The sequence below is a fragment of the Telluria sp. LT1R51-2 genome (genome assembly GCF_059685775.1).
The window spans coordinates 3,608,650-3,635,055 of the sequence record NZ_JCASIM010000001.1 but is presented as its reverse complement, the minus strand read 5'-3'; the positions used below and the strand labels follow the sequence as shown (position 1 = coordinate 3,635,055).

23 protein-coding genes and 2 tRNA genes are annotated in these 26,406 nt (G+C 63.2%); 8 read left to right on the top strand and 17 right to left on the bottom strand.

What is annotated here, in order from left to right; genetic code table 11:
• Window positions 1-198: 198 nt before the first annotated feature.
• From AC56LH_RS15965 to AC56LH_RS15955, 3 genes are all read left to right on the top strand, one after another.
• A complete protein-coding gene (locus AC56LH_RS15965) occupies window positions 199-2,157 on the top strand; it encodes an AAA family ATPase (protein ID WP_499647617.1) in 1,959 nt (652 codons plus the stop codon).
• A gap of 105 nt (window positions 2,158-2,262) precedes the next feature.
• Complete coding sequence (locus AC56LH_RS15960; RefSeq protein WP_499647615.1) at window positions 2,263-3,531, top strand: DUF445 domain-containing protein; 1,269 nt, start codon at window positions 2,263-2,265, stop codon at window positions 3,529-3,531.
• 13 nt (window positions 3,532-3,544) lie between these two features.
• Window positions 3,545-3,877 carry a putative signal transducing protein gene (locus AC56LH_RS15955; RefSeq protein WP_499647613.1) on the top strand — a complete coding sequence of 111 codons (333 nt, stop codon included), beginning with the start codon at window positions 3,545-3,547 and terminating at the stop codon, window positions 3,875-3,877.
• A gap of 193 nt (window positions 3,878-4,070) precedes the next feature.
• Here the strand turns inward: AC56LH_RS15955 and AC56LH_RS15950 are convergent, their stop codons facing one another.
• From AC56LH_RS15950 to AC56LH_RS15910, 9 genes are all read right to left on the bottom strand, one after another.
• Window positions 4,071-5,321: a glycosyltransferase gene (locus tag AC56LH_RS15950; protein ID WP_499647611.1), complete on the bottom strand. Its 1,251-nt coding sequence runs from the start codon at window positions 5,319-5,321 to the stop codon at window positions 4,071-4,073.
• A gap of 7 nt (window positions 5,322-5,328) precedes the next feature.
• A complete protein-coding gene (locus tag AC56LH_RS15945) occupies window positions 5,329-6,279 on the bottom strand; it encodes a glycosyltransferase (RefSeq protein WP_499647609.1) in 951 nt (316 codons plus the stop codon).
• A gap of 531 nt (window positions 6,280-6,810) precedes the next feature.
• Window positions 6,811-8,253 (bottom strand): oligosaccharide flippase family protein, encoded by a 1,443-nt coding sequence (locus AC56LH_RS15940; RefSeq protein WP_499647607.1) that lies wholly within the window; start codon window positions 8,251-8,253, stop codon window positions 6,811-6,813.
• A 479-nt stretch (window positions 8,254-8,732) separates the two neighbouring features.
• Window positions 8,733-8,972, bottom strand: coding sequence for a hypothetical protein (locus AC56LH_RS15935; RefSeq protein ID WP_499647605.1), 240 nt, complete (start codon window positions 8,970-8,972; stop codon window positions 8,733-8,735).
• 421 nt (window positions 8,973-9,393) lie between these two features.
• A tRNA-Met gene (locus AC56LH_RS15930) sits at window positions 9,394-9,470 on the bottom strand.
• A 58-nt stretch (window positions 9,471-9,528) separates the two neighbouring features.
• Window positions 9,529-9,605 (bottom strand) — tRNA-Met (locus AC56LH_RS15925).
• 82 nt (window positions 9,606-9,687) lie between these two features.
• Window positions 9,688-10,641, bottom strand: coding sequence for a tRNA (adenosine(37)-N6)-dimethylallyltransferase MiaA (gene miaA, locus AC56LH_RS15920; RefSeq protein ID WP_499648491.1), 954 nt, complete (start codon window positions 10,639-10,641; stop codon window positions 9,688-9,690).
• Window positions 10,641-12,593 carry a DNA mismatch repair endonuclease MutL gene (gene mutL, locus AC56LH_RS15915; protein WP_499647603.1) on the bottom strand — a complete coding sequence of 651 codons (1,953 nt, stop codon included), beginning with the start codon at window positions 12,591-12,593 and terminating at the stop codon, window positions 10,641-10,643. Before mutL ends, miaA begins: the two co-directional genes overlap by 1 nt.
• A 69-nt stretch (window positions 12,594-12,662) precedes the next feature.
• Entirely contained in the window at window positions 12,663-13,607 is a 945-nt protein-coding gene (locus AC56LH_RS15910) for a peptidylprolyl isomerase (protein WP_499647601.1), read from the bottom strand.
• Between the two features lie 210 nt (window positions 13,608-13,817).
• On the opposite strand from AC56LH_RS15910, the gene AC56LH_RS15905 reads away from it, so the two are divergent.
• Complete coding sequence (locus AC56LH_RS15905; protein WP_499647600.1) at window positions 13,818-14,861, top strand: carbonic anhydrase; 1,044 nt, start codon at window positions 13,818-13,820, stop codon at window positions 14,859-14,861.
• Between the two features lie 4 nt (window positions 14,862-14,865).
• On the opposite strand, the gene AC56LH_RS15900 is transcribed toward AC56LH_RS15905, so the two are convergent.
• Genes AC56LH_RS15900 through tsaE form a run of 3 tightly spaced genes read right to left on the bottom strand, consistent with a single transcriptional unit; the run spans window position 14,866 to window position 17,670 of the window.
• Window positions 14,866-15,651, bottom strand: a complete 786-nt coding sequence (locus tag AC56LH_RS15900) for a D-hexose-6-phosphate mutarotase (protein WP_499647598.1) — start codon at window positions 15,649-15,651, stop codon at window positions 14,866-14,868.
• A 1-nt stretch (window position 15,652) separates the two neighbouring features.
• The gene (locus AC56LH_RS15895; RefSeq protein WP_499647596.1) at window positions 15,653-17,209 is read right to left on the bottom strand and encodes an N-acetylmuramoyl-L-alanine amidase; all 1,557 of its coding nucleotides are present in this window, start codon (window positions 17,207-17,209) and stop codon (window positions 15,653-15,655) included.
• A complete protein-coding gene (tsaE, locus tag AC56LH_RS15890; protein ID WP_499647594.1) occupies window positions 17,170-17,670 on the bottom strand; it encodes a tRNA (adenosine(37)-N6)-threonylcarbamoyltransferase complex ATPase subunit type 1 TsaE in 501 nt (166 codons plus the stop codon). Before tsaE ends, AC56LH_RS15895 begins: the two co-directional genes overlap by 40 nt.
• A gap of 65 nt (window positions 17,671-17,735) precedes the next feature.
• Here tsaE and queG point away from each other — a divergent pair, with 65 nt between their 5' ends.
• Window positions 17,736-18,836, top strand: a complete 1,101-nt coding sequence (queG, locus tag AC56LH_RS15885; RefSeq protein WP_499647592.1) for a tRNA epoxyqueuosine(34) reductase QueG — start codon at window positions 17,736-17,738, stop codon at window positions 18,834-18,836.
• A gap of 34 nt (window positions 18,837-18,870) precedes the next feature.
• Here the strand turns inward: queG and AC56LH_RS15880 are convergent, their stop codons facing one another.
• The 5 genes from AC56LH_RS15880 to AC56LH_RS15860 all read right to left on the bottom strand — a co-directional run bounded on the left by AC56LH_RS15880 (window position 18,871) and on the right by AC56LH_RS15860 (window position 23,483).
• Entirely contained in the window at window positions 18,871-19,641 is a 771-nt protein-coding gene (locus AC56LH_RS15880; RefSeq protein WP_499647590.1) for a HipA domain-containing protein, read from the bottom strand.
• Between the two features lie 228 nt (window positions 19,642-19,869).
• Complete coding sequence (locus AC56LH_RS15875; protein WP_499647588.1) at window positions 19,870-20,208, bottom strand: helix-turn-helix domain-containing protein; 339 nt, start codon at window positions 20,206-20,208, stop codon at window positions 19,870-19,872.
• Between the two features lie 89 nt (window positions 20,209-20,297).
• On the bottom strand, window positions 20,298-20,678 hold the full coding sequence (locus AC56LH_RS15870; RefSeq protein ID WP_499647586.1) for a DUF3052 family protein: 381 nt from the start codon (window positions 20,676-20,678) through the stop codon (window positions 20,298-20,300).
• A gap of 148 nt (window positions 20,679-20,826) precedes the next feature.
• Window positions 20,827-21,408, bottom strand: a complete 582-nt coding sequence (locus AC56LH_RS15865) for a response regulator transcription factor (protein WP_499647584.1) — start codon at window positions 21,406-21,408, stop codon at window positions 20,827-20,829.
• A 41-nt stretch (window positions 21,409-21,449) separates the two neighbouring features.
• The gene (locus tag AC56LH_RS15860; protein ID WP_499647582.1) at window positions 21,450-23,483 is read right to left on the bottom strand and encodes a PAS domain-containing sensor histidine kinase; all 2,034 of its coding nucleotides are present in this window, start codon (window positions 23,481-23,483) and stop codon (window positions 21,450-21,452) included.
• A gap of 108 nt (window positions 23,484-23,591) precedes the next feature.
• Between AC56LH_RS15860 and AC56LH_RS15855 the strand changes: the two genes are divergently transcribed.
• From AC56LH_RS15855 to xerD, 3 genes are all read left to right on the top strand, one after another.
• Window positions 23,592-24,593, top strand: coding sequence for a TRAP transporter substrate-binding protein (locus AC56LH_RS15855; RefSeq protein WP_499647580.1), 1,002 nt, complete (start codon window positions 23,592-23,594; stop codon window positions 24,591-24,593).
• A gap of 413 nt (window positions 24,594-25,006) precedes the next feature.
• A complete protein-coding gene (locus tag AC56LH_RS15850; protein ID WP_499647579.1) occupies window positions 25,007-25,531 on the top strand; it encodes a methylated-DNA--[protein]-cysteine S-methyltransferase in 525 nt (174 codons plus the stop codon).
• Entirely contained in the window at window positions 25,504-26,406 is a 903-nt protein-coding gene (gene xerD, locus AC56LH_RS15845) for a site-specific tyrosine recombinase XerD (RefSeq protein WP_499647577.1), read from the top strand. The genes AC56LH_RS15850 and xerD overlap by 28 nt, the downstream gene beginning before the upstream one ends.

Below are 26,406 nucleotides of genomic sequence, written 5' to 3'. Positions count from 1 at the left end.
CACGCGGGTTTTTGACTTTTTGGTATTCCCGGCGATTTTTTTTGAAGGTATAGTCTTCTTACTCCCTTGCTTGCAAGCATCAAAAAGCAAGCCGCAGCAACGCGAATTTGTTGGCTTATCGCCGACGCCGACTACCGCTACCGGTGGCATGGCACCCCAGTCTCTCTTTGCATCAAGCATTTTCGACGAGTACACCTTATGCCCAATTTTTCCCGTCTTCAGATTGCATTCAAGAACGTCTACGTCCGCATCCTCGCCGTCATCCTGATGGCCATGCTGGTGACGCTGGCGGTCTTCAAATCCAATGTGCCGCAGGACGCGCGCCCGGTGGTCCATTCGCAGAACATCGCCGAGATCACCGCACTGGCGGACCAGAAGGCCCGTCTGGAATACCTGCTCATTGCCAAACCGCTGTCCGAAGCGCCGCGCTACATCTACAAGTTCAAGGATTCGGCAGCGCTGAACGTGGTCAAGGTGCCGAGCACCTCGCACCTGTCGCTCGAGCGCGAAGTACTGCTCAAGAACGCGATTCCGTATTCGATCGCCAAGGATGATTACCTGGCGGCCCACGAAGCCGTGATGGACGAGGGCGAAAGCACGCTCGCGCGCACCGGCACCTTCTTCAAGCAGAACGCCTTCAATATCGCGATCGTGCTGCTGGTGCTGTACCTCATCAAATTCGGAATGCCTGGCATGGGCATGAGCGCTTCGGTCATCACCCCGGACAAGCTCAAGGGCAGCATGGATGACTTGATCGGCATGGACGACATCAAGCAGGAAGTGCTGCACCTGGAAGAGATGATCCGCAACCGCGCCGAATACCAGTCGCACAATATCGACAAGCCGTTCAACGTAATGCTCACCGGCCCGGCCGGTACCGGCAAGACCAAGCTGGTGGGTTATCTGGCCAAGCGCCTGAACCTGCCGATGATTTCGGCGTCCGGCTCGGCGCTCGAATCGGGCTATGTCGGCGGCGGCTCCAAGGCGCTGAACGCCTTGCACCGCAAGGCCTGCGCCAAGGGCAAGTGCATCATCTTCCTGGACGAAGCCCAGAGCCTGTTCATGCCGCGTGGCCGCAGCGAAAAGAAGTGGGAAGACGACACCGCCAACACGATGCTCGGCCTGCTCGACGGCGTGAAAAGCGACAAGGGCGCAGGCGTCATCTGGATCGTCGCCTCGAACTTCGATGACAACTCGACCGAGATGGACGAAGCGATGCTGCGCCGTTTCTCGGTCAAGATCAACTTCCGCCTGCCGAACAAGGGCGAGCGCCGCGAACTGCTGCGCAGCTTCCTGTCGCGCAAGAAGGATGGCCTCGTCGACTGGAATGACCTGAACCTGGACCAGGTCGCCGAGATCACCCAGAACCTGAGCCCGGCGCTGCTGGAAACCGTGGTCGAACGCGCCAGCATGCTGTCGATCCAGGAAAAAACGATCATCAACACGAACCTGCTGTTCCGCGCCTATGAGCGCGCCACGATCGGCCTGACCGACCGCGCCACGACGCTCGACAAGCACAAGCAGCGCGAGCGCATCGCCCTGCACGAGCTGGGCCACTTCTTCATGCAGATTGACCCGTTCCTGCGCCAGGGGATGACGCTGGCCGAAGTCAAGGAACGCTCGCACCTGCTCAAGATCAGCACCGAGGCCGTGTCGAAGATCGGCGCACTGGGTTACGTGCTGCAGTCGGGCGAAGACATGTCGCTGCGCACGCTGGAAGAGCTCGAGCGCGACGTGGTGGGCCTGTACGGCGGCGTCGCGGCCGAAGAACTGTTCTACGGCCCGCGCGGTATTTCGGTGGGCAGCCAGAACGACATCGAGAAGATCACCAAGATGCTCAATCTGATGGTGAGCCGCCTGTCGATGTATTCGCGCTCGAAGATCGATTACAGCCAGCTGCAGAAGGATATCGGCGGCGAGCATACGGTGCGGCTGGTGGAAGAAAAGGCAGATGCCTTGTACAGCTACACGCTGGACGCGATCCGCGACTACAAGCTGATGATGGAGTCGCTCAAGGACACGCTGCTGGAGCAGTACGTGCTGTCGAAGGATGAAGTGTTTGCGCTGCTGGAAGCACGCAGCGAACTGCTGCTGCCGCAGCTGCACGGACAGCGCTGCGCAAAGCTGACCTTGTGCGAGGAAGAAGTGGCGGCGTAAGGCGGGTGCAGGTGGTGCAGGATTGATGCGCCAAAGGCAGCCGGCGCGTCACGCGCGCGCGAAGTCGGCTAGCATGGCACCATCGCCACAGCCGGGCCGCCCCGCATGCACAAGCACGACGAACTGCGCAAGTCCAAACTGATCGCCCTCGGCTTCTTCGTCGGCGCGGCCGTGCTGTTCGTGGTCAGCCTGCTGCTGCCGCAGACCTGGTGGACGGGCCTCTTGCGCGCGTTTTCCGAAGCCGCGATGGTCGGCGCGCTGGCCGACTGGTTCGCGGTGGTGGCGCTGTTCAAGCGCATCCCGATCCCGATCATCTCGCGCCACACGGCCATCATCCCCGGCAACAAGGACAAGATCGCCGACAACCTGGCGCTGTTCGTGCGCGAAAAATTCCTCGACACCGAGTCGATCCTCAAGCTGATCCGCCGCCACGACCCGGTGCAACTGCTGGCCGACTGGCTGGCCAAACCCGTGAATACCGAACTGATGGGCGCGCACCTGGTGCGCGCCGCCACCTTCATGCTCGACTTCATCGAGGATGCCCCGGTGCAGAACGTCATCCGGCGCGCAGTGCACACGATGGTGGGCAGCGTCGATTTGTCGAAGTCGGGCGGCGCGATCCTCGAGAGCCTGACGCGCGGCCGGCGCCACCAGCAACTGCTCGACGAAGGCATCCGCCAGCTTGCCCATCTGCTGGACAATACCGAGACCCAGGGCGCCATTGCCAATGGCATCGTCGACTGGCTCAAGGAAGACTACGCGCTGGTCGAGCGCATGTTGCCGTCCGAACTGATTGGCCGCAAGGGCGCCGACATCGCCGTGCGCCTGGCCTCGGGTATTCTCAACAAGGTCGCGGCCGACCCCGCGCATCCGCTGCGTGAACGTTTCGACGAGTACGTGGCCGATTTCATCGAGCGCCTGAAAGTCGATCCGGACTTTCTGGCCAAAGCCGACGACGTCAAGCGCTACCTGCTCGAAGACGCCACCTTTAACGGGTATGTCGGCTCGCTCTGGACCGAGCTGAAGGCGTGGCTCAAGCGCGACCTGGCCAGCGACGATTCGAGCATGCGCCGCCGCATCGTCGGCATGGGCGCCTGGATCGGCAAGGCGCTGGGCGACGATCCGCAGCTGCGCCAGTCGCTGCAGGAGAACCTCGAGGCCGCCGCGCGCGGCGTGGCGCCCGAATTCGCGGGCTACCTCACACGCCACATCGCCGACACCGTCAAGCAATGGGACGACCGCGAAATGTCGGCGCAGATCGAACTCAATATCGGCAAGGACCTCCAATACATCCGCATCAACGGCACCATCGTGGGCGGGATGATCGGCGTGATCCTGTACCTGTTGTCGCATCTCCCCGCACTGCTGCGCTAGTCAAGGAACCCTCATGCACACGCTCTCCCTGAACGACTGGCTCGCCGCCCACCCCGACATCGAAGCCGTGCCCGAGCGCGATCTGTACGTCGTGGCCCGCTACATGATTCCCGTGGACGCCACCCTGGCGCAGGGCTGCCTGGAAGCATCCGGCATCCCGGCGATGCTGGCCGACGCGCACCTGATGCAGACCGACCTGCTGCTGGCGCCTGCGCTGGGCGGCGTGCGGTTATTGGTCCCGGCCGAGCATGTGCAAGCGGCGCACGAGGTGCTGCTGGCGCTGGCGCGCGGCGACTTCGCGCTCGATGAAAATGCGTCCGACGGCGAGTGGCGCACGCCGGAGTAAGAAGCGTGGAGTTGGCGTTGCCAATGTCGCTGGCAGCGGGGGCCAATTATCAGGCGGTTTCGACTTCGCTTGCGTACAGCCGGGGTCAGGTCTGACAAATGGACACGGCCTCATCTGTAAGCTCCAATGTACTGGTACTAGGGCTGAGATTGTGTCCGTTTGTCAGACCTGACCCCCGCTTTCTGAGCGAGTATTACGGCTGAGCTTGTGTCCGTTTGTCAGACCTGACCCCCGCTTTCTGAGCGGGCCTGACGATCGCCTGGAAGTGCGCGAGGAGTCCGTCGGCCACCTTGTCCCAGGTGTTTTCCAGCGCATAACCCCGTAGCCGCGCCGGGTCCCAGTCATTCTCCAGCGCGAGGCCGATGGCGTGCGCGAACGGCGCCGGTTCGCGGGCGTCGACCAGGATGCCCAGGTCCGGCCCCGTGATGATCTCGGGTACGCCCCAGGTGCGGTGCGCCACCACCGGCGTGGCGCAGGCCATGGCCTCGAGGACGACATTGGGCCAGCCTTCCTTTTCGCTGGCCAGGCAAAACACGTCGGCCGCGGAGTACCAGGCGTGCAGGTCGGTGTTCAGTACCGCGCCCGCCCAGACGACGTGTTCGGCGATCCCGAGTTCGGTCGCGAGCGCGCGCAGATCGGCTTCGCAGTCGCCTTCCTCGCCCCCTTGCCCGACGACGATGAAGCACAGATCCGTGTGCCCTCCGGCGCGCAGCAGGGCGTGGGCGCGCAGCAGGATATCGATGCCCTTGCGTGGCACCAGGTGCGATACCGACAGCATATAGCGCCGGTCGGTGCGCAAGCCCAGCGCCGCGCGGGCCGCCATCTTTGCCGTGGGACGAAACCGCGCCGTGTCCACGCCATTGGTGGACGCGTAACCCTTGTCCGGCGGCGCGCCCAGCCGGATGGCGCCATCGACCAGCGCTCTGGCAACGCCGAAGTAGCGCGCACTGTGGCGCAGCGCGAACAGCACTTGCCGGATCCGCACGGGAAACCTGGGAAGATCGTTGATATCGTGGCCGCGCAAGGTCACGACATACGGCTTGCCAATCATGCGGGCGAGCAGGGCGCCTGCAAACCCTTCCGGAAACGCCAGGTGGCAATCGAGCACGTCTATCTTGCCCTCGAGGCCATGGGCGGCGATGAAACGCCGCAGCGCGAACGCCAGGAAGACACCCTCCAGTGGCTTGAGCACCGCCGGGATCGAGAAGAACTTCGGGAAGAAGGTTGGATACGCGTTCGCGTCGGTCTGCGCCGCGATCTGGCTGCGGTTGGCGTAGCGCGCAAAATACCGTTCGCCGGGAAACCAGGGGATCGGCGACACCACGATCAGATCGACCTTGTCCGACAACGCATCCAGTCGCTGCTTGACGAACTGGGCATGCACCGGCATCCGTGGATTGGGAAACATGGTTGCGATGCAAAGGATGCGGATACGCTCGTTCATGGATTGCTCACAGATCGACCATGACGTCGGACAGGAAGCTTTTTGCCTTCGCTTCCCAGCTTTCGCTGTGGAGAAAATCCGCGAGGCGGCTGCGTGCGGCGTCGGATTGTGCTGCCGGACCGGCCTCGAGCGTGGCCAGGGCCGCTGCCACTGCCTGCGGGAACGCGTCCGGCGCAGCCAGGGTCAGGTAGGCGGCCAATCGGATCGCCTCGGGCAGGGGCGAGGCGATCACGGGTTTGCCCGTGGCCAGGTATTCCTTGAGCTTGAGCGGGTTGATGTTCCAGGTCGATGCATCGACCACATACGGCAGGATGCACAGGTCGAAATGGGCGACGTGGCCGGGCAAGTCGGCATACGGCACGGCGCCCAGGAAGTGCAGGTTGGGCACATCATGAAATTCGCCGGGCTGGCGATCCATGACTGGACCGAGGACGACGAAGCTTGCCTGCGGTGACAGGCGCGCGGCCGCCTTGAGGGCCTGGCCATCGACACGCTGGTCGAATACGCCGAACATGCCGACTATCGGGTGCGGCAAGGCAGCCAGCGGGCTGTCGGGATCGGGGCTGGCACCCGAGAAATGCGCCAGGTCCACGCCATGGGTCAGCAGCGTCGACGCTTTCGCGTGTGGTGACCGCGTGTCGAGAATCGAGGTCGAGGTGGCGATCATCAGGTCGCACGCGTGCAGTGTTTGTTGTTCCAGGCGATGCATGGCCGGGCCATTGATGCCATGCCAGTGCGTGAAGTCGTCGACACAGTAATAGATTTTTCGTTTGAAGACATGGTCGCGAAACAGGCCGGGCACGATGGGCGACGTACTCACCAGAATGGGATGCTTGCCCGGCGCCACATGCCGCAGCGCTTCATGCACTGCGCCCGAGAGAAGGTGGTGGTTCAGCGCGGTGGACGTGGGGCCCTGGAACGATGGCCACATGACCGGGTTGACGATATACGGGAACACGGCGTTGCTGGCTGACGGCGTGGAACAGTCATTGCCAATCTGCCGGGTGCGGTTTGGCGAACGTGCTCTGAGCCGGGCATGGGGCCGAATCCATGCATGAATGACCTGCATGGTCCGTTTGAAATCATGCAGATTCAATCGCGGCGTGCGCAGGCCAATGGTATTGACCCAGATAACCTGCACGTGCGGAATAATTCGCAAGAATAAATGCTGGCAACTGGACGGGTGACGACCCCAATCGTCGGCGAAAACGACAAACACGTACTGGGACAACGGATGTTTAGGGTCTGGCATTATGGCCAATTGGTTCGGGACGGCACTCGGTAAACAAGGGGAATGTGTAATTGCAGGAATAAAACGACACACAACGGAGATTGTCTGTCGCAATGAATAACACCGAGTTTTTCCAGCAATGACAATTGTTATTATCATATCACCGGCAATGTGCCAGTTGCGGCCAAAATAAAGTTCTGTCGCCTCAAACCAACTGACCCGTCATGTCATCAGAATAAGCTTGGCATTGCCGCCCGTTTATGCAATACGCGCCCGGAACCCGGCGGCCATTTTATGGATTTCTGCAGTTAATGGATGCCCTGTGAGACGAAGTGACAAGTACCAGAGGCACGCCAGCGGCAGGGCCGAGGCAAGAAGTACGAGCGCCGGTGCGAATGAGGCAGGAAAGGCCAGTTTGAGAAACGCCGCGCCCGCCATGCAAATGATCGCCACGGCAGCGCTGGGCCATAACGCGACCAGCATGGTCGACAGCCGGTGACGAAAATAGATGCGTTGCTGGATCAGCAGCACGGGCATCGCAACGATGGTCGCGCCGCAAATCACCCACGAGAAGCTGCGAATGCTGCCGTCAAACAGGGCAAAGGCAAATGCCACACGCGAGGCAAGCGTCACCGCGATCGGGAACGAGGCCAGGAACGGCCTGCCGATCGCCGTCATGGCTGCCGGGTAGTAGTTGAAAATCGTGCCGATGGCGCAGGCGACCAGCAGGCCGTCGATGGCCGGTACCGATGGCAGCCATTTCTCGCCATACAGCACGGTGATGATGTCCGTGGCGAACACATACGTCAATCCAAGTGCTGTCCAGGCAATGCCGGTCAACAGCGACGTCGCCTTGTTCAGCAAGGCGCCAACCGACTCGCCGCGATGGTGGGCCTGGGCGATATACGACACCGACCCGTAATTTGCCGTACTGCCGGCAATGTGGAAAAAGATCGTGACGGTTGAATTGGCCCGGCTGAAAAAGCCGACCAGGGTCGCATTGCCCAGTTTCCCGAGAAGGATATCGGGAATCGAATTGTTAATCGAGCTCAGGCAATTTGTGAGGAGCGAACTCATCCCGAAATGCACGACGTCGCGCCAGTGCCTGAAGGAGGGCATCCATGGAAGATACTTGGGCCGGAAGGGAATGTAGGCAATCGCGCACGTGATGATGTTGACGAGATTGGCCCAGGCCATGCTCAGTGCGCCAAAACCCATGAGGGCAAGGACGATGCAGGTCGCCGCCGACGTTGCCGTACTCACCGCCGTGACCCATGCCTGCTTGCCCGCCGCGAAATCGCGTATCAGCAACGAATTGGTGATGGAGCCAAACGGGATGAACACGAAGCAGATCGCGAGGACCTTCATCACGGGCACCATCTTGGGTTCATTGAACCATTCGCCAAACCAGTCGCTGCCGGCGTAGATGGCCGCGGCAATCATCCACGAGGTCGTAAAAATCACGCCCGTGGCAGCGCGCAGTTTTTCCGGCGTCAGTTCTTTTTCCCGCTGCAGATAACTGCCGACGCCGAAGTCCTGGAAAATATGGGCGATATTGATGAACACGATGGTCATCGAATAGATGCCGATATCGCTGGGACTCAGTACGCGGGCCAGAAACAGCGTGACGGCAAACTGGACGACGGTGCCGCCTGTCGAGGTGAAGAAGTTGATGAACAGGGAGCGCCGGATGTTCGCCATAGGGTGAAGCCACTTTTTTTATGAATTATTTCGCACATTATGCACTGTGGCGCAGGGCTAGCCTTCTTTCGACAAGCCAAAACATTGTCTGGCTGGCAGGCCTGCGTAGTGTGCGTGATCGATGGGGGCAACCGGGGGTGCTGCGAAATTACCTCAGGCAGGCAGCGTCACGCGGCAACCGGATCAGCGCTTGCCTGACACCTTGGGAGAGGGGCGCCTTGCGGCAGCAGGTGGACAGTCCGGATTCACCGGAAGCATCGAAGTTCAGCAGCTGAGGGAATAAACAACGATCTCGCAATCATCGTTGGGTGATGCGCCTGGCAGTAAGATCGTTAAATCGTGATGAATTTTTCCGGGCGACCGGTCTGTTACATTGAATTGCTGCGATATGTGATCGCGGTCCCGCTGCATTCATTGATGCCATGTCAACATTCGCAGAAATTCTTGCAGCGGTGCCGGATCTTATTGAAATAGCTGAATTACTTCACGAAATCGAGCGTGTCGCCTTCTTGCCCGACAATCGATGCAATTGTGCCGTTCTCATGAAAGTACACGGCGCCAAATTGTTTCCTGGTGCCGAAATCAGGATCGCCGCCCAATGACTGATTGCTGATCGAGACATCATCGTTTCCGTTTGCCACAATGGCTTGAACTTGTGCCGTGACATCCGCGCCACGTGTAGCGTCGCCATAGAATGCGGTGATGATCTTCAGAGCCATAATATTTCCTTTGATAGTCGCTTGATTGGGATGATCAAAACTGCGCGACGTGACAGTTTCGATACGTTCGAACGCTGGAAATGACAGTGATATCCATGGCCCATAAAATCAGGTGTCATAGAGGAAACACCGCTCAAACATAGCTGGGTTCGGACAATCACGGAAGTAACAGCCATGTATCACCCCGGTTGTCATCGCGGTGGAAATACGCGTGAAGAGCGATGCGCGATGCGCGATGCAAGCGCACGCGACCCGACACGGTGCAACGACTCGCTGTCTTGTGACATGTCGATCGGCATCGGGGAATTGCCATTGCGGGGTAGTGGCCTGCCACGTGACCGATGCTCGGGCAACACGATGCGGACAGGATGGGCATGAAAAAAGCCGCTGAACCTTTTGGATCAGCGGCCTTTTGACTTCGTGGTGGTGATAGGTGGACTTGAACCACCGACCCCAGCATTATGAGTGCTGTGCTCTAACCAACTGAGCTATATCACCGGAACTGGCAAAGCAAAATGGCCTGACTCGTTGGAGCCAGGCCATCGCCTGAAATCTTTGGTGGTGATAGGTGGACTTGAACCACCGACCCCAGCATTATGAGTGCTGTGCTCTAACCAACTGAGCTATATCACCGCAACGGCAAGTATTATCCGGCGTGAGTGGATGGCTGTCAAGATCGCGGGGGCGTGTGGGTCACAAATAGTTGCTGCGCATGTCATTTTTCCAACAGCGCAAGCTGGGCCAGCATCGCGCCGGCCGGATCCGGCCCCAGGCAATCGATGACGATCCGGTCCGGCATCGCGCGCAGCCACGTGATCTGGCGCTTGGCCAGCTGGCGCGTGGCGATGATGCCCGTCTCACGCAGCGTGGCGCGGTCGATGCGCCCGTCGAGGTAATCCCAGACCTGGCGGTAGCCCACGCAGCGAATCGACGGCAGCAGCGGCGACAGGTCGCCTCGGGCGCGCAGCCGCGCCACCTCCGCCACCAGCCCGCTGTCGTCGCGCGTGCCCAGCATCGCATCGAAACGCTGCGCGATGCGCTTGTGCAGCACCGCGCGGTCATCGGTCTCCAGGCCAAACGACACGAGCCTGAACGGCAGTACGGGCTTCGTGCGCAGCGCCAGCAGCGCCGACATCGGCTTGCCGGTCAGTTCGATGATTTCCAGTGCCCGGTTGATGCGCTGGGCGTCGTTTGGCGCCAGCCGGTCGGCGGTGACCGGGTCGAGCGCGCGCAGCTTGTCGTGCATGCCGGGCCAGCCGATGCGCGCCGCTTCGGCGTCGAGCGCGGCGCGCAGTGCCATGTCGGCGGTGGGCAAGTCGTCCAGTCCCTCGACCAGGCCCTTGAAATACATCATCGTGCCACCCACCAGCAGCGGCAGCGCGCCGCGCGCCGTGATCTCGGCCACCAGGCGGATCGCATCGTTCCTGAACTGCATCACCGAATACGCATCGAGCGGATCGAGGATATCGATCAGGTGATGCGGCACGGCGGCCAGTTCGGCCGGCGTGGGCTTGGCGGTGCCGATGTCCATCTCGCGATACACCAGGGCCGAATCGACCGAGATGATTTCGACGGGGCGCGTTTGGGCGATGCGCAGGGCGGCGGCGGTCTTGCCGGAAGCGGTCGGGCCCATGATGGCCACGGCCAGCGGTTTGTTCATGTTACCCATCATTGACCGCGCAAGAAGAGCTTGTCGAGCGCGGAGATCTCGAGCTGCACCCAGGTCGGGCGGCCGTGGTTGCATTGGTCGGCGCGCTCGGTGCTTTCCATCTGACGCAGCAGCGCGTTCATTTCGGGCTGGCTCAGGATGCGGTTGGCGCGCACCGCCGTGTGGCAGGCGAGGGTGCCCAGCAGCTCGTTGCGTCGTTCGATCAGCACGCGTGAGCCGCCGAATTCGCGCACGTCGCGCAGCACGTCGCGCGCCAGCGTTTGCGCGTCGGCGTTCTTGAGCAGCGTCGGCACGCTGCGCACCGCCAGCGTCGTCGGCGACAGGGCCGCGATATCGAAGCCCAGCGTTGCCAGCGTGTCCGCGTGCTCGTGCACGGTGGCGACTTCCATCGCGTCGGCGTAGAACGTCACCGGAATCAGGAGCGCCTGCACCTGCATTTCCTGGCCCTGCGCCTGGGCGTCGAGCGCGTTCTTGATCTGCTCATACAGAATGCGCTCGTGCGCCGCGTGCATGTCGACCAGCACCAGGCCGCGCGTGTTCTGCGCCAGGATGTAGATGCCGTGCAGCTGGGCCAGCGCGAAGCCGAGCGGGAAGTCGTCGTTCGACAGCGGCTTGTCGGCCGCCGTCATGGGCACCGGCATCGGCGCCGAGCTGGACGCACTGCTAGACGCAGTGCCAGACGAACTGCTGGCCGCATCGGAGGCAAACAGCGCGCCGTAGGCTTCAAGGCGTTGGGGCACGCCGCCTCCGGTAGCTGCATCGTCCCAGCGACTGCCCGCTGCGTACGGCGACGGCGAAAAGGTCTGCGTGAGCTGCGCGCCGAACGAGGTCTGCTCGTGCGGGCGCTGCTGCGGCTGCGATGGCGATTGCGACAACTGCCATAGCGGCGTGCCGCTCGGGCGCACCTCGGCCGCGGTCATTGGCCCCGGCACGCTGCCATGCGCGGTGGCTGACGTCTGCGCCAGCGTGCGCTGCACCGCGTGGAACACGAACTGGTGCACCGCGCGGCTGTCGCGAAAGCGCACCTCGGTTTTCGACGGGTGCACGTTGACGTCGACCAGCGCCGGGTCGAGGTCGAGCGACAGCACATACGCCGGGAAGCGGTCGCCGTGCAGCACGTCCTGGTAGGCCGCCTTGACCGCGTGCACCAGTACCTTGTCGCGCACGAAGCGCCCGTTCACGTAGAAGAACTGACCGTCGGCGCGCGCCTTGGAGGCCGTCGGCAGGCCGACGTAGCCGTGCAGGTGCAGCGGGCCGGCCGCTTCGTCGAGCGCCAGGCGCGCCTCGGCAAAATCGTTGCCCAGGATGTGGGCGCTGCGCTTGGCCGCTTCGCTGACGTTCCAGTGGTCGATCGTGCGGCCGTTGTGCGACAGGCTGAAGGCCACGTCGGGGCGCGACAGCGCGATGCGGCGCACGACTTCGGCGCAGTGGGCGTATTCGGTCTGTTCGGACTTGAGGAACTTGCGCCGCGCCGGCGTATTGAAGTACAGATCCTGCACATCTATCGTGGTGCCGCAGGCGCCCGACGATGGGGCGACCACGCCTTCGTGCGAGCCGACGATCTCGAACGCGTGCGCAGCGTCGGCCGTGCGCGAGGTCACGCGCACCGAGGCCACCGAGGCAATGGAGGCCAGCGCTTCGCCGCGAAAGCCCAGCGTGCCCACGTTTTCCAGGTCGCTCAGCGACGCGATCTTGGACGTCGCGTGGCGCGCCAGCGCAAGGGGCAGCTGCTCGGGCGCGATGCCGCGGCCGTTGTCGGTGATGGCGATGCGCTTGACGCCGCCTTCTTCCAAGCGGATGGTGATCGTGGTCGAACCGGCGTCAAGCGCATTTTCCAGCAACTCCTTGACGACGGCCGAGGGCCGCTCGACCACTTCGCCGGCGGCGATCTGCGAGATGAGCTGGTCGGGAAGCTGCTGGATGGGGCGGATGGTCGGGGCAGGGGCGTTCATCCGCAGATTATAGCCCGTCGAAAAAGACCCGGATCGTCCCCGGCTGCAAATTGCCCCGCCCCCGTGTCGTCAAGGCTGCTCGCGCACGGGAATCGGCACGTTGCACAGGTCGATCGCGCCGGCGGCCACCTTGCTCCACGGGCCGCCGCGATTGCGCTGGGCGTCGATCAGGGCCTGGAACGCAGCGCTGTCCGAGCGCATGACTTCGAGCTTGCTGCGCTCGGCGGGCGGCACGTCGGCCGCCATGCGCACGCTGGCAATCGGCGTGCGCTGCTCGGCCTTTTCGTAGAAGCCTGCGGCGGCGGTCCCGCGCGGCATCACGGTGAGCAGCGGCATGCCGGCCACGATGCGGCCCACGACCGTGATGTTGCGGTCCAGGTGGCGCGGCGCGTGGCCGATCACCGTGTAGAGCTGCGAGCCGTTGCCGGTGTCGGCGCCGTTGTCGCGCGCCGCGCCGATCATCGCGTAGCAGTGCGGCAGCCAGGTTTGCCGGGTTGCCGGATTGCGCGCGACGGGAAAGCCGTCGACGTGGCCGACCTGCGGCGCGTAGACGTCGCGTTCCTTCAGACGCGTGAAGGTGTCGCTCTTCGTGTACGGCACGGTGAATTCAGCGGCCACGGTCTTGGCGGCCTTGAACGGGCGCGGCTTTTCTTCATCCGGGTCGCCCCATTGCACGACGAAGCCGTCCTGCGCGCGCATCACCCACAAGCCGTCGAAGTAGCGCTCGCGCACCAGCGCGCGGATGTTGGCGACCGTGTTCGGCGCGAAGCGGGGCGCGAGTTCGATGACAACGCGGCCCGTTGGCAGCTCGATGTACATCGTGTTCTCGGGGTCGAGCGCGCGCCATTCGGCCGCTTTGGATGCCTTGACGACATCGGCCACTGTCAGCCTGGGCGGCAATTCCTGCTCGGTCTTCGCCGCCGCGGCGTGCGCGCTGGTCATGGACAGCAGCGCGCACAGTGCTGCGCCGACGGTTGCGTGGATCGTGTTCTTTTTTGATGACGCTGCCTGCATCTGCTCCCCCTGTCGTTATAAGTATCGGGCAATTGTAATCGAGGGCAAAGCGCGTAGGGCGGGCGATGCAAGAACGACACGGGATGTTGTTGCGAAGGCTTGCAAACTGGCTAATCCGACGAATTAAGTCCCCATGTTGCCCGTGCGCACTCAAGTTACAGGCGCTGAGTCCGATAAAGGATGGAGAGAATCAAACTATCCGAAAATCACATGCGTAACCTGATCGCACTATGTACGCTGGGCCTGGTCACCGCCCTGGCGCAGGCGAATGAACCGACACCGAAGACCGCCAAGCCCGTGGCCGAGCCGGCCAAGCCTGCGATTGCGTCGATCCGGCCGAACCTCAAGCCGGCCGCCACTGCGCCTGCTGCTGCCGCTGCGGCTGCGCCCGCGAAATCCGAAGAGGATACCGAGGTCGACCTGTCGGTGCGCATTGCCGAAAAGCTCGCCGAGCTGCGCGCCAAGCAGGCCCTGCGCGCCGAAGAAGCGGCGCGCGCCCGCAAGGCCGCCGACGCGCGCCGCAAGAAGGAGGCCGCGATGGTGGCGGCCGTGGCCGTCGAAACTGCCAGGCCGAAGAATGGCACGCACTGGAGTTATGACGGCGAGTTCGGTCCCGAGAACTGGTCGAAGATCAATACGGCATGGGCGGCCTGTAATACCGGCAATCGCCAGTCGCCCATCGACCTGCGCGATGGCATGAAGGTCAACCTCGAACAGATCACGTTCGACTATCAGCCGAGCTCATTCAACGAGGTCGACAATGGCCACACGGTGCAAGTCAATGTCGCGGGCGGGAACTTCCTGACCGTGGGCGGCACCACCTACGAGCTGCAGCAGTTCCACTTCCACCGCCCGGGCGAAGAACGTGTCAATGGCCGCGGCACCGAGATGGTGGTGCACATGGTGCACAAGAGCTACGACAACAAGATCGCCGTGCTGGCGGTGCAGCTCGAGCGTGGCGATGCCAATCCGATGATCCAGACCGTGTGGAACAACCTGCCGCTGGAAAAGCTGACGACCGTGACGCCGTCGATCGTGCTGAACGTGAACGAGATCCTGCCGGCGCGGCGCGATTACTTCACGTACATGGGTTCGCTGAGCGAGCCGCCCTGTACCGAGAACGTGCTGTGGATCGTGATGAAGCAGCCGATGACGGCTTCGCCGCAACAGATGGCGCTGTTCTCGCGGCTGTATCCATACAATGCGCGGCCTGTGCAGCCGAGCAATGGACGGATGATCAAAGAGTCGATGTAAATGCTCAGCTGACCTTGTAGCGGCCTTCCCAGGCCGCGCCAGGCACGAGCTGCACCGGCGTCAGCTGTGCCGGTTCGATGCAGACGAAGCGCTGATACTCTTCATCTTCCATGTCCGGCAGCGCCGCCGTGTCGGCTGCGCCCGGATTCCACACGACCGCATCGGAAAAGCCTTCCTGCTCGAGCGTCAGCACGCGCGCCCAGGTGCCCAGGAAGATGGTGTCGTCGACCTGCTCGTACACCACGTCGAGCTTGTCGGCGATCGACAGCGTGCCCGCCTCGAGCCCTTCGATACGCACGTCGGCCAGATGCGGCACGAGGTGGTAGCTGTGCAGCGCCGCTGCGAACGGGAACGCCGCCTCGCCCGTGTTACGGACATTCAAGGCCATGCTCAGTTCATTGGCGCGCACGGTCACGCGCAGTTGCAGCGCGAACCGGTGCGGCCACGCGCCTGCCATGGCCGGCGGCAGATCGGCGTTGTTCAGGCCGAACACGGCCCACGCCGCGCCATCCTCGACGCCGCTGTCTTCCAGGCGCCAGGTGGACACGCGCGCAAAGCCATGGCGCATGCCGTCGCCCTGCTCGGCGAACTGGGGAAAGATCACCGGCACGCCGCCACGGATCGCGCGGCTGCCGTCGAGCGCCGAGCGGGCGCTCAGGAACATGCGTTCGCCGCCATCGGCCCCATGCCACGAGACCAGGTGCGCGCCGTACAGCGTGATGATGGCAGTGGCGCCGTCGGGCGCCGTGATGCGGATCGCGGGCAGCTGCCCGAAAGTGATGTGGTCCATGTCAGGTTTGTCGGCTCTTGGCCATCGGCGGGTTGTCGGCGAAATAACGGCGGATGCCGTTCGTGATGGCATTGGCCAGCTGGTCCTGGTAGCCGTTGTCGTTCAGGCGTGCTTCTTCCTGCGGGTTCGAGATGAAGGCGGTCTCGACCAGGATCGACGGGATGTCCGGCGCCTTGAGCACGGCAAAGCCGGCCTGCTCGACCGATGCCTTGTGGAGCCGGTTGATGCCGCCGATTTCACGCAGTACGGCCTTGCCGAGCTTGAGGCTGTCGTTGATCTGCGCCGTCGTCGACAGGTCGAACAGCACGCTGGCAAGCTGCCGGTCGGTGCTGCCACCGGCCAGGTTCACGCCGCCCACGAGGTCGGCCCGGTTCTGGTCGTTGGCCAGCCAGCGCGCGGCGCTGGAACTGGCGCCTTTTTCAGACAGCACGAATACCGACGAGCCGCGCGCGGTCGGCGAGACCCAGGCGTCGGCGTGGATCGACACGAACAGGTCGGCCTGCACCTTGCGCGCCTTTTCAACGCGGGTATTGAGCGGCACGAAGAAGTCGCCGTCGCGGGTGAGCATCACGCGCGTGTTGGGCAATTGTTCGAGCTTGGTCTTGAGGCGCTTGGCCACTTCGAGCACGATGTCCTTCTCGCGGCTGCCGTTGGCGCCGATGGCGCCCGGGTCTTCGCCGCCGTGGCCCGGGTCGAGCGCGATGGTAACCATGCGCGCCACTTTCTGCGACGGACGTGCACCGGCCCTGCCGGGCGTCGGTTGCACCGCCTGGGCCGGCGGTGTGCCGCGCAGGCCCGAGATCTCGGCTTCGAGCCGGGCAATGGCGTCCGGTCCGGCATTCGGCTGGGTGCGCGGCGCCACTGGCGGCGGGGTCGGGATCTGCACCGGTGGCGTGGTGGCGACGATGGCGCCTGCCGCCGCCGCAGTGCCCGTACCGACGGCGCCGGATGGCGGCAGCACGGTAGCGGGCATCGTCGCGCCCGGCGGGCCGGATACCGGGTCGCCCAGCGCCGGCGTGCCGGCCGCCACGGTCTTGGTCGTGCCGGTGCTCCATTCGCCGCTTTCGATCATCGCCGCAATCGGGTCCACCGGCGTGACCGGGTACAGGTCGAAGATCAGGCGGTGCTGGTAGCCGGCCACGGGCGCGAGCGTAAACACCTGCGGTTTAACTTCGGCCTTCAGGTCGAATACCAGGCGCACGACGTTCGGCCGGTTCTGGCCCACGCGCACCTGCTTGATGTATGGGTCGTTCGATTCGATCTTGGCCACCAGGCTCTTGAGCGTGGGGCTCAGGCCCAGGCCGTCGATGTCGACGACCAGGCGCGGCGGATCGGGAATCAGGAAATGCTCGGTCTTGAGGTCGGTGTCGTTTTCGAGCGTGACGCGGGTGTACTCGGGCGCGGGCCAGACGCGTACTGCCAGGATCTGGTTGGCGCTGGCGGGCAGGGGGGCGACGACGGACAGCAGCAGTGTCCCGCCGGCCTTGAGCATGACGCGGCGGCGTGTTGAGGGCGTAGTTACTGGTGCGGCGGGAGGAAAGCGAGACGATCGAGGCATAGCAGGCCCAATTCAGACAACGCTTGCAATTCTACAGCACGGCCGTTTCCACTGACGCTCAGCAGTAAACGGATGTCCGGCGGCGGCAACACGGGCTCGCCTTTTTCGGGCCATTCGACGATGCAGACGTTGTGGCCGTCAAAATCTTCGCGAAAGCCGGCGTCCAGGAATTCTTCCGGACTCGACATGCGATACAGATCGTAGTGGATCACGCTCAGAGGATTGTCGTCAAGCATCACGTTGTATGGCTCCGACAACGTGTAGGTCGGGCTCTTGACCGTGCCCGTGTGACCCAGCGCGCGTAGCAGGGCGCGGGTGAGTGCAGTCTTGCCGGCGCCCAGGTCGCCGTGCAGGTAGATGACGAGGCCCGGCGCCAGCGCGCGGGCTAGCGCGCCGCCCAGTGCATCGGTGGCCGACTCGTCCGGCAAATAGTAGTGCTGGTGCGCTTTGATGGGCTGCATGGCATAAAATAGCGTGTTGTACTGCATTCTGCTGCGTTCTTTTCTTGTGGTGTTCCCACCCCGGTATGTCCGATTCCCCAACCTCATCCGTCGACCTGCCCCAGCTAGCGCGCGCCATCAAGGGATGGGGCGCGGGGCTGGGCTTTGCCGACGTGCGCATTGCCGATGTCGACCTGGGGCACCTCGAAGCAGGCCTGCAAGCCTGGCTGGATGCGGGCTACCACGGCGAGATGGATTATATGGCAACCCACGGCATGAAGCGTGCGCGGCCGGCCGAACTCGTGCCCGGGACCGTGCGCGCAATCGTGGTGCGGATGGACTATCTGCCAACCGAGCGCCAGGGCGACTGGCGCGCCGGGGAGCGCCTGCGTCAGGCTGACCCGAACGCAGCCGTCGTGTCGGTGTATGCGCGGGGCCGCGACTACCACAAGGTGCTGCGCAACCGGTTGCAAGCGCTGGCCGAGAAAATCCAGCAAGAAATTGGTCCGTTCGGGTTTCGCGTGTTCACCGATTCGGCGCCCGTGATGGAATTGCCGCTGGCCGAAAAAGCCGGCCTGGGCTGGCGCGGCAAGCACACGCTGCTGCTGTCGCGCGCGGCCGGCTCGACCTTCTTCATTGGCGAGATCCTGATCGACCTGCCACTGCCGGTCGACCCGCCCACCGGCAAGCATTGCGGCGGCTGCACGGCCTGCATCGACATGTGCCCGACCGGCGCGATCCTGGGCCCGGGCAAGCTCGACGCGCGGCGCTGCATCTCGTACCTGACGATCGAGCTGAAAAGCAGCATCCCCGAAGAGTTGCGTCCGCTGATCGGCAACCGCATCTACGGCTGCGACGATTGCCAGGTCGCGTGCCCGTGGAACAAGTTCGCGCAGCGGGCGCAGGTGCCCGATTTCGACGAGCGCAACGGCCTGGGCGAGGGCGACCTGGTGGGCCTGTTCGCGTGGGAAGAAGCGGAATTCAACCGGCGCATGGAAGGCAGCCCGATCCGGCGCATCGGGCACGAGCGCTGGCTGCGCAATCTGGCGGTGGGGCTGGGCAATGCGGCGCAGCAGTTGCCTGGCGATGCGGCCATCGTGGCAGCGCTGCAAACGCGGGCCGATCATCCATCCGAGCTGGTGCGTGAGCATGTGGCGTGGGCGCTGGCGCAACATCGTATGTGCTGATGAGTACGTCGAACCGCTACCAGTTCAATCCAGATTATTTCCAAGCCGCTTCACTACCCAGCATGGTTGCGTTGTGCTGCAGCCGCTCATGCAGTGTCTGGCGCCATGCTTCGTCCAGACACGCAACCGATGCATCGAACGATGCTCGCATTCGCCCCAACAATTCATTCAGATAAGCACTGCACGCGTCGCGGTTATCGAAACCGAATCGAAGGGCATCTGCAAGGACCGCCTCACGTGAGATGTCAAAGCGTCCCAGCGCCAGCTGCATCGACAGGCGTCGTGGCGTTTCGGACGGATTTGCGACCACATCGAACGCTGGTGCGAGTCGCCACATGCGTTCAGGCGCCTGGTACACAATAGCGTGATTGCGCACGTGATCGTCGTCATTGCCGCAGACTGCATTGAATACCATGCGTCCAAAGAGCTCCTTCCGGTCATCGGCAGGTGCGCCAACACGGCGCAACTCGTCGGCCAGGCGCGAGTAACTCCAGCGGTCGGTTTGCGTAAGATTGTCAGGATATTCGGCCTGCAGCATGGAGGCCGCACTCAGGCACATATGACGGTGCTGGCCGTTACGGTCAAAGCGCAAGACCCGCACTGCGCTGCGTCCATCCTTTTCGAGGTGCAGCTCGGTGCGCGCAAAATGCAGCCCGCTGCCGGCACCCCATTGCTGGCACGCGTGTTCGAGTCGGGGGATATCGGCAATATCGGATGCGATGCGCGGTTTGACAAGCCAGAACTGTCCGTTCTCATCCCGGACGGTAGCTTTCGGCCGAGCCCCGCCGAGGCTGGCGGTTTGCACTAGTCTTCGGCGAACGTTGGCACGCACGCTTGGCCGGAGCTCCGCAATCGCTGCAAGCTCTTCAATGACTTGGCTGAGTTGCGGTACTGACGGACTGTCAAATGTGGCTGTCGGAGGCTTGGGTGCCGAACCAACGGCAAGAGCGCCCCAGCGATCGAGATTTGACGCTTTGCGCAAACGGTTACCCACTCAGCCGTGTCAGGTCGTTGAAGGTAGATAAACAGTGGTTTAGAAATAGTCTGCATTAGGCTCTCCGCCTTCGCGCTGTTGGCGTAATCTGACCCGAATGCTACCGGTTTCTTGCCATAACGCCGCAGGTACGGGCGGGGTTGCTGCGTCAGCAATGCCTAAGGTCAGCAACGCGGTAAGGTAGGAGCCGGCTGCAGCGCCAGGGTCGCCGCGTTCGAGGCGACGCAGTGTCGCTGCTGAAATTCCCAGCCGCTGGCACAAGTCGGCTGCAGTAATACGCTGCTGCAGGCGTTGAGTGCGAATACAGCGCCCCCAAATCTGAAGGTGGTCAAGAACCAGGGTTGGCCAGACGTCGGAGCCAGACAATTTCTTCGGCATAAATTACCTCATAGATTGCTTATTATGGACCTTAAAGCGTTATCTATGAAGGATTTGCATCGCATGTTCCTTCAATCTATGCGACGAGCTCAAACCGCAATGCGTTTCAGGCGCAGCGCCGACCAGTCGCCATCGATCGAAATCATGGCCACCCCGGTGATGCCATGCTCCTTGGCATAGGCATTGATCGAATCACGGTTGATATCGGTTGCCTTCGAGGCCGTCTGCTTCAGGTACGCGATCCAGAGCGAGCCGGTGTCACTGAGCTGTTGTTTGGCGAGCGGCAGGTAATGCGCGAGGTCGTTCTGACCCATGCAAAACATCAGGATGACGTCGAACGGCCCGTCCCCCTGTTTGACGATGTCGGCCGGCATGTGCGCTGTCACGGTTGGATTGGCTTGGCCATTGAGCACGAGCATCGATGTCGCCGTGCGTAGAAACATCTTGTCTGCAACTGTCTTTTCGTTCATGCGCGTTTCCTGAAAAAGCCTGTGCATCGCAGCGCCCTGGCCGCGGCGCGTTCAGACTTTATTTTACAAGGCTGCTGCAGACTCCTCAGACCCTTTACGCGCAGGAAATGAAGACAGTGTGAAGGCAGCGCGAGCACGCTGCCGGTATTTACTTGAGCAAGCCGGCCAGTTCGACCGCCGTCTTGACCTGCATCTTGTCGAAGATATGGGCCCGGTGCACCTCGACCGTGCGCATGCTGATGCCGAGCTTGTCGGCCACGACCTTGTTCATCATGCCGGCCAGGATCAGGTCGAGCACTTCGCGTTCGCGCGTGGACAGCGTGGCCAGTCGCGCCTGCACCGCAGCGGACGTGGCGGCCCTGCGCGAGGCGGCCAGCGCCTCTTCGACGCGATCCATCAAGACATTGTCGTTGAACGGCTTCTCGAAGAAATCAAAGGCGCCGCGCTTGAGGGAGTCGACCGCCATCGGCACCTCGCCGTGGCCAGTCAGAAAAATCACCGGCAGACGCGGCAGCAGGCCGCGGCCGATCAACTGGTCGAACACGGCAATGCCGTTCATGCCGGGCATGCGCACGTCGAGCAGCACGCAGTCGCCGCTGCCGTCGAGGTCCTTGATGACGTCGAGGAATTCCTGGCCGCCGGTATAGCTGCGCACGTTGAGGCCGCGCGATTGCGCCAGCCAGGCGAGCGAATCGCGTATGACTTCTTCGTCGTCGACGATGTGCAGCATGGGGGTCTCCGTAATGGTCGGGCAGGGCGCCGCACGCGATTCTAGCCGACCGCCCGGCTCCCTGCCTGCGCGGGCAGCGAAAACGTGAACACGGTGCCCCCGGGCGGATACGGCGCGTGGCTCAGGGTGCCGCCGTGAAACTCGATCGCCGTGCGGCAAATCGACAGTCCCATGCCCATGCCCTCGGCCTTGGTCGAGTAGAACGGCGAAAACAGCCGCTCGGCCACTTCCGCCGAAATGCCGTGGCCGCGGTCGATCACCGAGACGGCCACCTGGTCGTCAACGTGCGCCGCCTCGATGCGCAGCACGCGCTGGTCGGGCACGGTATCCTGCATGGCCTGGATGCCGTTGCGCGTGAGGTTCAGCAGCACCTGTTCGAGCAGTACGCGGTCGGCCAGCACCGGCGGCAGGCCCGGTGGCAAGTGCACGCGCAGCACCACACCGGCCTGGCGCGCCTGCAATTCGATCAGCGCATGCACGCTGGCAATCACGCTGCGGATCGTCAGTTCCTGGCGCAGCGGTTCCCGTTTTTTGACGAATTCGTGCACGCTGCGGATGATGTGGCCGGCGCGCTGGGCTTGCTGGCGCGCCTGTTCGAGTGCGTGGCGCAGCATGCCGGGCTTGACTTCCTGGCCGGTGCCGGCGGCGCGGTCGAGCATATTCAGGGCGCCCACCGTGTAGCTCGAGATGGCGGCCAGCGGCTGGTTCAGTTCGTGCGCCAGCATCGACGACAGCTCGCCCATCGTGGCCAGGCGCGCGCTGGCCTGCAGCTTTTCTTCCTGCTGGCGATTGAGTTCTTCGACGCGCTTGCGATCGGTGATGTCGAGCACCGAACTCATCCAGCCGGTATGGCGCCCGTCGACGTCGACCAGTGGCGACTCGAACACCAGCACCGGCACGCGCACTTCGTCGGGCCGCTGGAACACGGTCTCGAACTGCGGCGTGACCTTGCCCGACAGGATGCCCTGGAAGCGGTCTTCGTATTCGGCCATCGCTTCGGGCGCCCAGTACGCCATCGGCGGCTTCTTGCCGATCAATTCTTCCTGCGACAGGCCGACGATCTGGCAGAAGGCGCGGTTCACGTACGTGACGCGGCCTTCGAGATCGCGCGCGCGCAGGCCCGTGATCAGCGAATTTTCCATGGCCGTGCGAAACGCCATCTGCTGGCGCAGCGCAGCCTCGGCCGCCAGCGTGCGCGAGATGTGGCGCCACAGCGCTGCCAGGCTCATCAACAAGCCAAGCGCCAGCACGATCACCGAGCCGACCAGCAGGTTGGGCAGCAGTTGCGGCGCGCGCTTGACGCTGTTGGTCGACAGCACCAGTTGGGCACCGGGCAGGTCGAGCTCGCGCTGGTGCGTGTAGACGTTGCGGCCCGGCCCGCCCGACGCGCGCCGGGCCACCGGCAGTTCGTTGCGGTCGAGCAGGGTCAGCGCATTGTCCTGCGCGAACCACCACGGCACCGTTTCATCCAGCAGCACTTGCAGGCTGTAGGTCGCCACCAGGCTGCCGGTGAACTGGCCGCCGCGAAACAGCGGCAGGTAGTAATCGATCACGCCGTGGGTGGAGGCCGTGGCGCCGTACGGCACGCTGTAGCGGCCGCGCCGGATCGAGCGCGCCATTTCGCCGGCCAGCACGGTAGCCTGGGGCAGGCCGGTGGCGGGCAGGTCGCTGCCGTGGATGGCTTGCTGGACGCCGTCGGCATCGCTCCAGACGACGCGCACCAGTTCCGGGCCATTGGTAAACATCTGGCGGAAGCGCGCCGTCAGCTTGGCCGGCGGCAGCGGCGCGACGACGAGGTCGGCACCGAGTGCGGCCAGCGCTTCTTCGCTGCGTGCCAGCTCGAAACGCAGCGTCTGCTCAACCCACAGCGTATCGGCAATCAATTGCTCTTGCCGATCGTTGCTTTCCATCTGGCGCGCCTGCCACGGCAGCCAGATCAGCACCGCCAGGAACAGCAGGACCAGCAGGATCGGCACCATCCAGCGCAGGAAACGCCAGCCGCGCGAGCGCGCGCGCGGCTCGGGCCCGGCGTCCAGGTCGTCTGTCGCCCCGGGCTGGATGAACGGAAATTTCATGCAAGGTCCTGTTTTGGTTACACTGTCGGGCGCATCGTGGCCTCGTCGCGATGACGGGCAATGCGACATGTGCCAGTGTAACGTTTCATCAGGAAGAATCGAACCGTCATGCAACTCAATTCCCTGGCCATGCGCGCGCTGTGCGCCGTGTTGGCCGCAGCCGCCAGTATGAATGCTTGGGCACAGGGGCCGATCGTGATCAAGTTCAGTCACGTGGTGGCGCCGGATACGCCCAAGGGCCGCGCCGCCGAGCGGTTCAAGGCGCTGGCCGAGCAAATGACGCGCGGCCAGGTCAGGGTGGAAGTCTATCCGAACAGCCAGCTGTACAAGGACCGCGAAGAACTCGAAGCCCTGCAACTGGGCGCCGTGCAGATGCTGGCGCCGTCGCTGGCCAAGTTTTCGCCGCTGGGCGTGCGCGAATTCGAAGCGTTCGATCTGCCGTATATTTTTCCGGACAAGGCCGCGCTGTACAAGGTGACGGAAGGGCGCATCGGGCGCGAGCTGCTGCGCAAGCTCGAACCGAAGGGCATCACCGGCCTGGCCTTCTGGGACAACGGTTTCAAGGTCATGTCGGCCAATCAGCCGCTGGTCGCGCTGAAGGATTTCGATGGCGTGCGCATGCGTATCCAGGCGTCCATGGTGCTCGATGCGCAGATGCGTGCGCTGGGTGCCCAGCCGATGGTGCTGGCGTTTTCCGAAGCCGCGCCGGCACTGCGCGACGGGGTGGTGGAAGGCACCGAAAACACGCCGTCGAACATGTACACGCAGCGCATGCACGAGACACAAAAACACCTGACCGTGTCGAATCACGGTTACCTGGGTTACGCCGTGATCGTCAACAAGAAGTTCTGGGACGGCTTGCCCGCGGCGACCCGCACGATCCTGACGCGGGCCATGCGCGAAGCAACCGTGTATGAAAAGCAGATCGCCCAGCGCGCCAACGACGAATCGATGGAAAAAATCCGTCAATCGGGCACGACCGTGATCCATACGCTCACTCCGGCCCAGCAGGCCGACTGGCGCCGTGCGCTGCAGCCCGTGTACGGCCAGATGGAAAGCCGTATCGGCAAGGAGACCGTGCATGCTATCCTGCGCGAGGTCGCACGCTGAACATCAGGTCATGGTCACCAAGACATTTTGTTTATAAGTAAAACAATTTTCTGTTTTTGTGACCTAAAAGATACATTTTCTATAAGCATTTGCGTTATCATGGCGCTCATACGCACTGAAGTGGTGCGGTGTAGTGCCAGCAACAAGCAGTACAGGTTTTGGGGGAGCATTGCTATAAGAACGGTACTCGTACCGGAGAACATTCGAGGAGACAGCACGTTTTACAGAAGTCGTTGGCACTGCCAAACGACCGGAGACGTGACCCGAATTGGAGCGCACCTGATGGTGCGCTTTTTTTTCGCCTGTTTTTCGTGTGCTGACACCAAACCACTGGCCGCGCACTCACTGCGGCGGGTAAGATGCCGGAGTGCCTGCCAGCGGGATGGTCCCGCCCCGCACTGCCAACCGTCTCCATGAAGCCAGATCGCGCCTCCCTGTTGTTCAATGCCATCGTGCCGGCGCCCTTCGGCGCGCTGGGCATCCGCACGGACGATGACAAGGTCTGCGAGCTGGTCTACCTGCCGCCGTCATTTGCCGAAAAAAGCGCCGACAGCGCGCTTGCCGACCGTGCGGCGCAGCAGGTTACGCGGTATCTGCAGGATCCCGATGTCGTGTTCGACCTGCCGCTGCTGGAGGCCGGCACCGAGTTCCAGCGCAAGGTCTGGCAGCACATCCACGCGATCCCGCGTGGCGCCGTGCACACCTACGGGCACGTGGCGCGCATGATCGGCTCGGCCCCGCGCGCCGTCGGCCAGGCCTGCGGCGCCAACCGGTTCCCGCTCGTGATCCCGTGCCACCGCGTCACCGCTACCGGCGGCCTGGGCGGCTTTGCCAATCAGGATGACGAAAACGGCTTTCACCTGTCGGTGAAACGCTGGTTGCTGCGCCACGAAGGCGCCACTGCAAGTCCATGGCAACAACAGTCGATCTGGCCCTGATCGACGAGTTCTGCGACACGCTCTGGCTGGAACAGGGCCTGGCCAAGAACTCGCTCGACGCTTACCGGCGCGACATGCGCCTGTTCGCCACCTGGCTGCACGCGCGCCAGCCCGACCGTGGCCTGCTGGCCGTCGGCGCGGACGACCTGGCCGCCTATTTTGCCGACCGCCATCCCGATTCACGCCCGAGCACGGCCAACCGTCGGCTGTCGGTGCTCAAGCGCTTCTACGGGCTGGCGCTGCGCCGCAACCGCATCGACGTCGATCCGTGCCTCAAGATGGCGTCGGCGCGCCAGCCGACCCGTTTCGTCCACACGGTGAACGAAAGCCAGGTCGAGGCACTGCTCGCTGCGCCGGACGTGGCCACGCCACTGGGCCTGCGCGAACGCACGATGCTCGAGCTGATGTATGCCAGCGGCTTGCGCGTGTCGGAACTGGTGGCCCTGAAGCTGGTCGAAGTGAGTCTGAACGATGGCGTGCTGCGGGTAACGGGCAAGGGCAGCAAGACGCGCCTGGTGCCGTTCGGCGAAGAGGCGCGGCGCTGGATCGAGCGCTACCTGAAAGATGCGCGTGGCATCATCCTCAATGGCCAGATGGACGACGCGCTGTTCGTCACGAGCCGCGGTGGCCCGATGACGCGCCAGATGTTCTGGATCCTGATCAAGAAGCACGCCAAGAAGGCTGGCATCACCGGGCCGCTGTCACCGCACACGCTGCGCCACGCGTTCGCCACGCACCTGCTCAACCATGGTGCCGACCTGCGCGTGGTGCAACTGCTATTGGGCCACGCCGATATCTCGACCACGCAGATTTACACCCATGTGGCGCGCGAACGACTCAAGCGTCTGCACACCGAACACCACCCCCGCGGTTAG